This window comes from Cereibacter changlensis JA139 (assembly GCF_003034985.1).
Taxonomy (GTDB): domain Bacteria; phylum Pseudomonadota; class Alphaproteobacteria; order Rhodobacterales; family Rhodobacteraceae; genus Cereibacter; species Cereibacter changlensis.
On record NZ_PZKG01000139.1, the window covers coordinates 1 to 9185 of the forward strand.

Sequence of the window (9185 nt, forward strand, 5' to 3'; positions counted from 1 at the left end):
TGCTCGGCCTCCCGCTGCCCGACGTGACTTTGGGCCTGCCGGTGCTGCTGGGCGCGGTGGTCGGGCTGATCACGCTGCAGGCGGTGTTCAACCGGATCAAGGCGGTCTATCTCAACGATCTGCTGCAGGATTTCGCCAATGCGACCCGCGCCGGCCTGTTCCGCGCCGTGGCCGAGACCCGCTGGGAGACGCTGGTGCAGCTGCGCCGGTCGGATCTGGAGCACGCGCTGACCGGCGAGATCGAGCGGATCAGCCTCGCCGGCTTCATGACGCTCAGCGTCGTGCAGGCGCTGGTCGGGCTGGCGATCTATTTCTGCATCTGCCTCGCGGTCTCGGCCCCGATGACGCTCTTCGCCTTCGGTTTCGGCCTCGCCGCGCTGGTGCTGCTGCGCCCGTTCCGCCGCCTCGCGCGGCGCTTCGGCGACAAGATCCAGGCGGCGCGCTCGATGCAGTTCCGCATCGTCTCGGAGTTCCTCGCCGGGCTGAAAACCGCCCGCAGCATGAACCAGGAGCCGCATCACGTCGCGCTCTTCGACCAGACGCTGGCCGGGACCAAGGCCGACGCCCGCGACTATGTGCGGCGCAACGCCATGGGCAACGGGCTGTTCCAGGTGGCGCTGGCCATCGGAGCGGCGCTCTTCGTCTATATCGCGCTGGAGGTGGCCGGGCTCGGCATCTCGCAGATGATCGTCATGCTGCTGATCCTGATGCGCGTCGCCCCCCGCTTCATGGCGCTGCAGGGCCAGGTGCAGCAACTGCTGGTCGACCTGCCGGCCTGGCATCGGGTGACCGAGCTGCGCGAGCGGCTGGAACGCGAGCGCGACGGCGGCCCGACCTTCGCCACTTCGGCGGTGCCGGCGCCGCAGCGCGAGATCCTGCTGGAGGGCGTCACCTATCGCCATCCGACCGGCGGCGACGAGGCGGCGCTGACCGATTGCACCATCCGGCTGAAGATCGGCGAGGTCACGGCGCTGATCGGGCCGTCCGGTTCGGGCAAGAGCACGGCGGCGGATCTGGTCATGGGGCTGATCTCGCCCTGCGCCGGCCGGCTGCTGGTCGACGGCCGCAGCTTCTCCCCGGCCGAACTGCGCGGCTGGCGCGAGCATCTGGCCTATGTGCCGCAGGAAACCTTCCTCTTGCATGACACGATCCGCGCCAATCTGCTGATGGTCGCCCCCGACGCCGACGAGGCGCGGATGCAGCAGGCGCTGGAGGATGCCGCCGCCGCGCGCTTCGTCGCGGCGCTGCCGCAGGGGCTCGACACGCGGGTCGGCGACCGCGGCACGCTGCTTTCGGGCGGCGAGCGTCAGCGCATCGCCCTGGCGCGCGCCTTCTTGCACCATCCCTCGGTGCTGATCCTCGACGAGGCGACCTCTGCCTTGGACTGGGAAAGCCAGCAGCGGGTCGCCGAGGCGCTGATGCGGATGGCGGGTCGGATGACGGTGCTGACCATCGCGCATCGGCCCTCGATGGTGGCCTTCGCCGATGCGGTCTACACGCTGGAGGCCGGCCGCGTGGTCGAGCAGGGCGCGACCGACGAGTTGATGCGCAAGGCCGATGGCCACCTGTCGCGCATGTTCGCCCATGAATCCAATGATCTGGGCGCCCGTCGCCCGGCGCGGCAGGCCTGACCGGCCGGCGCCGCGGCTCAGCCGCGGCGCGCCTCGCCCCGGCTGCCGGCGATCGCCAGGTCGGTCGAGCCCTGTGTCTCGGACGGCTCTTCGGCCTCGCGCCGCTGCCGTTCGGCGCGGGTCAGCATCAGGATCAGCCCGAGATACAGCAGTTGCGCCACCACCAGCGTCAGCACGACGAGCCCGATGATGGCCGACAGGGACAGGCCGGCGCTGCTGGCAACGATGGCCACCAGAGTTGAAGACGCCACCATCCCCGCAAGAAAGGGTGCAAGCTTCATGCCGTCTCTCCCCCCGAAAGATGCAACTGATAACAGCATCATCAGGTCACGATAGGCATGTTCTTGCCGAAAGAAAAGCGCCGCGTTCAACCTGCGGCGCATCGTCACTCAACCGTGACGTTTATGTGCGGCTGCTGATGTAGTCGCCATATTCTTCGTAGTACTGCTCGCCCGAACTGACCGGCACGTATTCGCGCAGCGCTTCCATGTCGACCTTGTTCAGCACGACGCCCAGCATCTTTTCCTGCAGCACCGTCTCGTTCATCAGGGTTTCGCGCAGCAGCGCCTTCGGGGTCTTGCCCCATTCGGCCACCATGATCACCTGATCGACCAGCGGCAGCGCCACCCGCGCATCGACCACCGGGCCCAGCGGGGCCAGGTCGAGGATGATGTGGCTGTAGCGCGCCCGGGCGGCGGCCATCAGCTGGCGCATGCCCTTCGATCCGAGCAGCTCGCTCGAATGGGTCATCGAGCCGGGGGTGATGCAGGGCAGCACATGCACGCCGGTGTCGCTGATCACCCGCAGCGCCTTGGTCCAGTCGCTTTTCCCCAGCGCGGCTTCCACCAGCCCGACGCCGCGCGACAGGCCGAGACGACGGCTGAGGCCGGGGTTGCGCGGGTCGGTGTCGATCAGCAGCACCGAATGACCCGAGGCAGCGATGACGCCGGCGAGGTTCAGTGCGACCGAGGATTTGCCCTCGGCAGGCCTGATCGAGGTGACGCCGATGACGATCTGCGACTTGCCGGCGAGGCTCACCTCGGAGGCGAAGCGGATGTTGCGCAGCGTCTCGGCGTAATGCGAGCGCAGGTTCTGCAAGGCGTAGATCGGCTGGCGGATCACCGGCATGCCCGGCACCGGCGCGGTCAGCTTCAGCGCCGCGGTGCGCGACTGGCGGGTGACCTGCGGGGCCGAGGTGGCGGATTCGAAGGTCGGCAGATAGCCGAGGAAGCGCTGGCCGGTGTCGATCTGCACATCCTCTGTAGTGCGCAGGAAGCGGTCGCGCCATTCGCGCAGCACGCCGATGCCCGAGCCTGCCAGCGCGCCCAGCACCAGCATCAGCGCCAGCACCCGGCTGGTGCTGGGGCCGGCGGCGTCGCGCGGCACATCGGCCGGCGACAGGATGCGGACGTTGGAGATCGGGAAGGTCTTCTGCTGGTCGATTTCCTGAAAACGGGTGAGGAAGGTCTGGTGCAGCGTGGTCAGCGTGTCGGCGCGCTGTTCAAGCGCCTTCAGCTGCACCTGCTTCTGCCCGGCTTCCGAGTTCACGTCGACCGCCAGCCCGAGGCTGTCGCGCAGCGCCGTCACCTGCGCCTGCGCCACGTCGAAGGCGCCGCGCGCCTCTTCCAAGAGGCGGCGCAGCTCGCTGAACAGCTGGTTCGACAGTTCCGTCACCTGCTCGCGCAGCCGCACGGCCTGGGGATGGTCTTCGCCGAAGTCGCGCTCGATCCGCTCCAGCCGGGCGTTCAGCGCCGAGAGCTGGTCCTGCATCTCGATCAGCCGCTCGTTGCCCTGCAGGGTGAAGCCGGTGCCGCTGTTGTCGAGGAAGGCCTCGGCCCCGCGGGCGAGGATCGCCTCGTAGGTGCGCATCAGCGCGCCGGCCCGGGCGGTCTCGGTCACCGCGTCGGCGAGGTCGCCGTTCAGCTGGGCCACGTTCTCCTCGGTGATCAGCGCGCCGCGTGACGACACCAGCCCGTTCTCGGCGCGGAACACCTCGGCGGCCACGGCGGCCTCGCGCGAGGCTGTCTGCAACTCTTCCAGCCGCTGCTGCAGCCATTCGGTCGTGCGCTCGGTCGCCTCGTAATTGGCGTTCAGCAGGTCGGCGACATAGGCTTCGGAATAGGCGTTGGCGATGGCCGCGGCCAGCGCCGGGTCATGCGAGCTGTAGCCGATGCCGAAGACGCTGCTGCGCCCGACGCGCTGCACCTGGACGCGCTGTTGCAGGGCCTGGGCCACCAGCTCCTGCCGGCGGGCCTGGATCTCTTCTTCGGTCGGCGGCGGGCCGGCCTCGGTTTCCGGCGCGGCGGGGGTCAGCAGCTGGATCGGCGCGCGGATCGCCACGCGGACGCTGCCCATCACCTGCGCCAGCAGCGAGGAGGGCGGCGACAGGAAGCTCTCGTTCTGGTCGAGATTCAGCATCTGCACCACCGACAGGGCGACGGCCTGCGAGCGGATCACCTGCTGCGCGCTTTCCAGCGCGTTGTCGGAGACGGCGTTGGTCTCGAGCGAGCCGACCTGGTCGAGGTTGCGGCTCATCTGACCGGCCAGAAGGACGGTGGCGCCGCTGACATAGGTCTTGGGCGTGGTGGCGAGGTAGACGAGCCCGAGGCAGAGCGCGGCCCCCATCGACACGAACACGACCTTGCGCTGCCGGCGGGCGGCGCTCAGCAGGCGGCTCAGGTCGATGGTATCTCCGGCAGGCGGCGCGCTCGGCGGGTCGATGCGGCTGTCACTGTCGGCGATGCGAAATCCGAACTGCTTCAAAATGGGCTCCTTGGAAAAGACCGGCGGCGGGATTTCGCAGCGGGGGCAGGCGTAAAATGATCTGTCTGGCCATAAATCGAAATGGATCTTGCCCCGAGGAGCGCGGCCATTGTGCCGGTATGCAGAGCCCCGCGCAACAGAGACGTGTTGCGTAACAGGGGATTGAACGGTCGTGAAAGGGCTGAGAATCCACAGAATACCGCCTTCGCGAGTGCGATTCCGGCCAATTTCAGCCTGCGCGCGTATCCGGTTCCCTCGGCGATCAGGCTGGCATGGGTCTGGCCCATGCGGAACCGCCGTTTCAGGAGCCAGGACAGGCGGGCGCGGTCGGCGGGCACCGTCTCGCTGGCCCAGGCCTCGGCGGCATAGCCGAGCCGGCCGCCCTGCCGCAGCATGGCCTCGAAAAAGGCGGTGTCCTCGCCGCCCGATCGGCCGCGCGCCGGATCGAAGCGCAGCCCGGCCACGGCGGGGGCGGCGAGATCCAGGAGCACGTTGCAGGTGTAGCCCGACTTGATCCCACCGCCGGGCAGGAAGACCGGGCGGGTGTCGTGGATCGCGCCCTCGCGCATCCAGCCGGGCGCGTCGGGCGCGTGATGCGCGCGCACCGGGCCGAGCACGGCCTCGGCCCCGGTCTGCAGCCGGGCGGCCCAGAGCGCGGCAATCCAGTTCGGCGCCACCGTCTCGTCATCGTCGAGGAAGGCGAGCAGGGCCATGTCGCGCTCCGCCGCCGCCTCCAGCACGGCGTTGCGGGCGACCGAGATGTTGCGCGCCGGGGCGTGGATGTACTGCACCGGCAGCGGCGCCGTCTCGGCATAGCGGGCGACCAGCGCCTCGGCCGAGGGCGTCTCGTCGTTGTCGGCGACGATGATCTCGCCCCTGAGCCCCTCTGGCCAGTCCAGCGCCGAGAGCGAGGCCAGCGTTTCGGCCAGCCCCGGGCGACGGAAAGTGCAGACGCCGATGGCGATCCGGGTCATGCCCGCAGCCCCTGCGGTCGCTTGAGGCCCAGCATCTGGGTCCAGAAGCCCGCCGACCAGGCGGCATGCATCACCCCCGCCGCCAGCCCCGACAGCAGCGCGCCGGGGTCGCCGGTCTGCCGGGCGATGGCGACGCCGCCCACCGTGCAGCCGACCAGCCAGAGCAGCAGCGGCAGGGCGAAGACCGGGCTCAGCGGCGTCAGCACGGCGGCCAGCAGCGCCGGCATCAGCGCGGCCACCAGCATCTGCCGCAGGCCGGGACGGTTGCGGTGCTTCTGCAGGTTGCGGGCGCGGCCCTTGCCGAAGAGGTAATACTGCCGGATCAGCGCCGGGATCGTGCGGCGCGGGAAATAGTCGAGCCGCGTCTTCGGCGTCAGCCAGATCCGGTAGCCGGCGGCGCGCAGCCGCAGGTCCAGTTCCGCGTCCTCGTTGTGACTGAAGCTCTCATCATAGCCGCCCACCGCGCGGAAGGCGGCGATCCGCATCAGCGCGTGGTGGCCATGTTCGACAAAGCGGCCCTGCGGCGCCATGCGATGCGCCGAGCCGCCATTGCCCAGCCGCGAATTCTGCGCCGCCGCGATCAGCCCCTGCCAGAAGCCGGAGCCCACGGCGCGCATGCCCACCACCACCGAGTCCGCGCCGGTCGCCTCGGCCTCGGCCAGCAGCGTCTCGCAATAGTCGGTGGGGTAGGCGGCATGGGCGTCGATGCGGATCAGCCAGTCGGCCTCGGCGCCGAACCGCTCCACCGCGAGGTTCACCGCGGCGCTCTGCAGCCGGCGCGGGTTGTCGAGCAGGGTGATCGCCGGCTCGATCGCGGCGCGCTCTGCCACGATCCGGGCGGTGTCGTCGGAGGAGCCGCCATCGGCGACGATGATCCGCGCCGCCGAGCGTTGCGCGAAGGGCAGCAGGCTGTCGAGCAGCCCGCCGATATGCGCCGCCTCGTTCAGCGTGGGGATGACGATCAGGACGGTGGGTAGCACCGGGGCACTCATTCAGCAGCCTCACGCGGGGAAAGTTCGGTTGTATCGGGATGCGCCGCCCGGCGCAGCGCTTCGACGAGATCGAGGCATTCTGCCTGGCTCGTGGTCCAGACCGCGGCGGGCACGGCGGCCACCGCCGCCTTCATCCGCTCGATGCTGGCGCGGTCGAGACTGCCCAGCACCCGGGCCACCGCCTCGGCCTGCGGGGCCGGCACGGCGACGCCGAGCCCGCGCGCTGCCAGCGTCCGCGCCACCTCGGTGCCGGTCAGCACCACGGGCACCGCGCCGTGCCGGCAGCCCTCGTAGAGCCGGTTCGGCAGCAGCCAGTCGGAGTTCTGCCCGGCGTCGTAACGGTCGATCAGGAAGGCCAGATCGACATCGGCATAGATCGCCGGCAGATCCTCCGGCGCACGGTAGGGGCCCTCGAAGACCATGTCGGGATTGGCCGCGACCACCTCGGCGAAATCCGGCAGTTGGTCGGCGGCGGGCTTGCCGCGCAGCACGATCCGGTAGCGGCCGGGCTCGGCGCGGGTGATGCGGTCGAGACAGTCGAGCGTCCAGGCGCAGCGCAGGATACCGAACCAGCCGATGCGCAGCGGGCCGTCGCGCGGTCCCGGCTGGGCCGGCGGCAGGGCGGCGCCGGGGAAGAAGCACTTGTTCTCCACCAGCCGGATCGGCGCCGTGGTCTGGCCGAAGGGCTCGAAATATTCGCGGATGAAGCCGGGTGAGGAGGTGAGGATCACGGACGCCCCGCGCAGCAGCCGCCGCTCCAGCGCCCGCATCGCCCGCGGGCGCGGGCCGTCGCCCAGCATCATCCGGTGGATGTCGAGCACCTCGTAGACCAGCGCCGCCTCAGGCCAGCGTTGCCGCGCCCTGGCGGCGAGCATCAGCATCTCGGGGTTGCGGGCGATGATCGCCTCGGGCGGCGGCATGTCCTTCAACGCCGCGCCGAGCGTCAGCAGGGCGCGCAGCACCGCCCCCGCCCGCTGCACCATGCGCGCGTCCGCCGTCCGGCCGAGGCAGATCGCCTCGCCGGGCAGCGGCCCGCTGCGCCGCCGGAAGCCCATGACCTGGACCTCCGCCCCGCCGGCGCGCAGCATCGCCGCGCGCCGCCAGATGGCGGCGTCGTCAAGGTCGTGCGCAAGGTAGAGCAGTCGCACTCTTACGCTGTCCTTTCGTTTCGGCGGGGTCAGCCCGCCGCCACCGACCGTTTGGGCATCGCGTCGGGCAGGAACGCCGGGCTGCGCGGGGCCACCGCGTCGAGGAAGGCGCCGAACTCCTCGCGCAGGTCGTCGCGGCGCAGGGCCAGCGCCACCGTGGCCTGCAGGAAACCGGCCTTGGAGCCGCAGTCGTAACGCTCGCCGCTGAAGCGGAAGCCATGCACCGAGCCGGGATTGGCCCGCAGCTCCTGCGCGATGGCGTCGGTCAGCTGGATCTCGCCGCCCGCGCCGACCTGCTTCTGGTGCAGGTGGGTCATGATCTGGGGCGTCAGGATGTAGCGACCGATCACCGCGAGGTTGGAGGGCGCGGTGCCGGCCTTGGGCTTCTCGACGAAGTCGCGCGGGCGGATGATCGCGCCGTTGGTCGATTCGACATCGAGGATACCATAGGAGGAGGCGCGTTCGGGCGCGACTTCCATGGTGGCGATGATATTGCCGCCGACCTCGGCATGGGCTTCCATCATCTGCGCGAGGCAGGGCTTGTCGCTGACCACGAGGTCATCGGGCAGGATCACCGCGAAGGGCTGGTCGCCGACCAGACGGTGCGCGCACCAGACGGCATGGCCGAGGCCCATCGCATTATGCTGGCGCACATAGGCGACATGGCCGCTGTCCATGTTGGTTTCCTGCAGCGTCGCCAGCAGCTCGGTCTTGCCGGAGTTTCTCAGCGAGGTCTCGAGCGAGGGATGGACATCGAAGAAGTCCTCCAGCGCGCCCTTGCCGCGCGAGGTGACGAAGATGAAGTCCTCGATTCCGGCGGCGCGCGCTTCTTCGACCGCGTACTGGATCAGCGGCTTGTCGACCAGCGTCAGGATTTCCTTCGGAACGGATTTGGTCGCGGGCAGGAAACGGGTGCCGAGACCGGCAATGGGAAATATCGCAGTGGTAACTTTCGCTGTCATTTTGCGACCTCTTTCGGTGTCAATATCGCGTAAGGTAAGCCTTACGTACCTAGTTCAATGTTTCATGAAATGCTGCACCTGCAAAGGTGCGATGGGACAATCCAATTCATCGTCGGCGGAAGCAGGCACAGGCCGCCGTTAACCTGCCTGTCTTAACGCCGAACGCCCGGAAAAGTGCCATGGCTGAAACGGTTATTTCTCCAGGGCCGGTACGGCGAAAACAGCGGTCCACCATGGGTTTGGCATGTATTGTCATTTCGTGGCACAACCTGAGGGAGAGATTTGGCCAAAGCCGGCCGAATTGCCGATTCGTCGGCGAGCATCCGCCGAGATAACGCCATTATGCGGTATTGCCCGCCCGCCCCGCAACTCGTTCGACGGCGTCGGGGTCAGATCAGGCCGGGAATCGCCTCGCGCAGCCGGTCCCAGCCGCCCGGACGCCAGCCCAGCGCCTGCAGGCGGCTGCAGTCCATCACATTGACAAGCGCCGCGTCGGCCCGGGCCGGCAGCTCAGGGCCGCCCGCAGCGCATACAACCTCCGCGAGAAGATCACGCTGGTCGAGCAGCAGGTCGGAAACATTCCACGCGCCGCCTATGCTTTCGGCCGGAGCTTCCAGCAACAGCAATGCTGCAGCTGCGAGATCGTCGCCATGCACCTCGGTCGCGACGCGCGGGGCGATGGGCTCTCCGGCCCTGAACTTCTCAAAGAGCTCGG

General features: G+C 69.1%; 7 protein-coding genes and 1 pseudogene. 1 reads left to right on the top strand and 7 read right to left on the bottom strand.

All coding sequences use genetic code 11. From position 1 onward, the window contains the following. A partial coding sequence (locus C5F48_RS19490; protein ID WP_107665476.1) for an ABC transporter ATP-binding protein occupies positions 1-1631 on the top strand: 1631 nt, incomplete at its 5' end. Positions 1632-1648: 17 nt separating this feature from the next. Here the strand turns inward: C5F48_RS19490 and C5F48_RS19495 are convergent. The 7 genes and pseudogenes from C5F48_RS19495 to C5F48_RS25295 all read right to left on the bottom strand — a co-directional run. Continuing rightward, positions 1649-1912 carry a hypothetical protein gene (locus tag C5F48_RS19495; protein ID WP_146170655.1) on the bottom strand — a complete coding sequence of 88 codons (264 nt, stop codon included), beginning with the start codon at positions 1910-1912 and terminating at the stop codon, positions 1649-1651. Positions 1913-2033: 121 nt separating this feature from the next. Continuing rightward, positions 2034-4394, bottom strand: a complete 2361-nt coding sequence (locus tag C5F48_RS19500; RefSeq protein WP_107665478.1) for a Wzz/FepE/Etk N-terminal domain-containing protein — start codon at positions 4392-4394, stop codon at positions 2034-2036. Beyond that, on the bottom strand, positions 4391-5368 hold the full coding sequence (locus C5F48_RS19505) for a glycosyltransferase family 2 protein (RefSeq protein WP_107665479.1): 978 nt from the start codon (positions 5366-5368) through the stop codon (positions 4391-4393). The genes C5F48_RS19500 and C5F48_RS19505 overlap by 4 nt, the downstream gene beginning before the upstream one ends. Next, positions 5365-6348, bottom strand: coding sequence for a glycosyltransferase family 2 protein (locus C5F48_RS19510; RefSeq protein WP_107665480.1), 984 nt, complete (start codon positions 6346-6348; stop codon positions 5365-5367). Before C5F48_RS19510 ends, C5F48_RS19505 begins: the two co-directional genes overlap by 4 nt. An 8-nt stretch (positions 6349-6356) precedes the next feature. Then, positions 6357-7508 carry a glycosyltransferase gene (locus C5F48_RS19515; protein WP_107665481.1) on the bottom strand — a complete coding sequence of 384 codons (1152 nt, stop codon included), beginning with the start codon at positions 7506-7508 and terminating at the stop codon, positions 6357-6359. A 29-nt stretch (positions 7509-7537) separates the two neighbouring features. Further along, positions 7538-8470, bottom strand: a complete 933-nt coding sequence (gene galU, locus C5F48_RS19520) for a UTP--glucose-1-phosphate uridylyltransferase GalU (protein ID WP_107665482.1) — start codon at positions 8468-8470, stop codon at positions 7538-7540. A gap of 389 nt (positions 8471-8859) precedes the next feature. Further along, a pseudogene (locus C5F48_RS25295) lies at positions 8860-9185 on the bottom strand (NAD-dependent epimerase/dehydratase family protein); the annotation flags it as partial.

Coding starts and splice junctions, on each gene's coding strand:
- C5F48_RS19495 (WP_146170655.1), bottom strand. CDS start 1,912: ATGAAGCTTGCACCCTTTCTTGCGGGGATGGTGGCGTCTTCAACTCTG.
- C5F48_RS19505 (WP_107665479.1), bottom strand. CDS start 5,368: ATGACCCGGATCGCCATCGGCGTCTGCACTTTCCGTCGCCCGGGGCTG.
- galU (WP_107665482.1), bottom strand. CDS start 8,470: ATGACAGCGAAAGTTACCACTGCGATATTTCCCATTGCCGGTCTCGGC.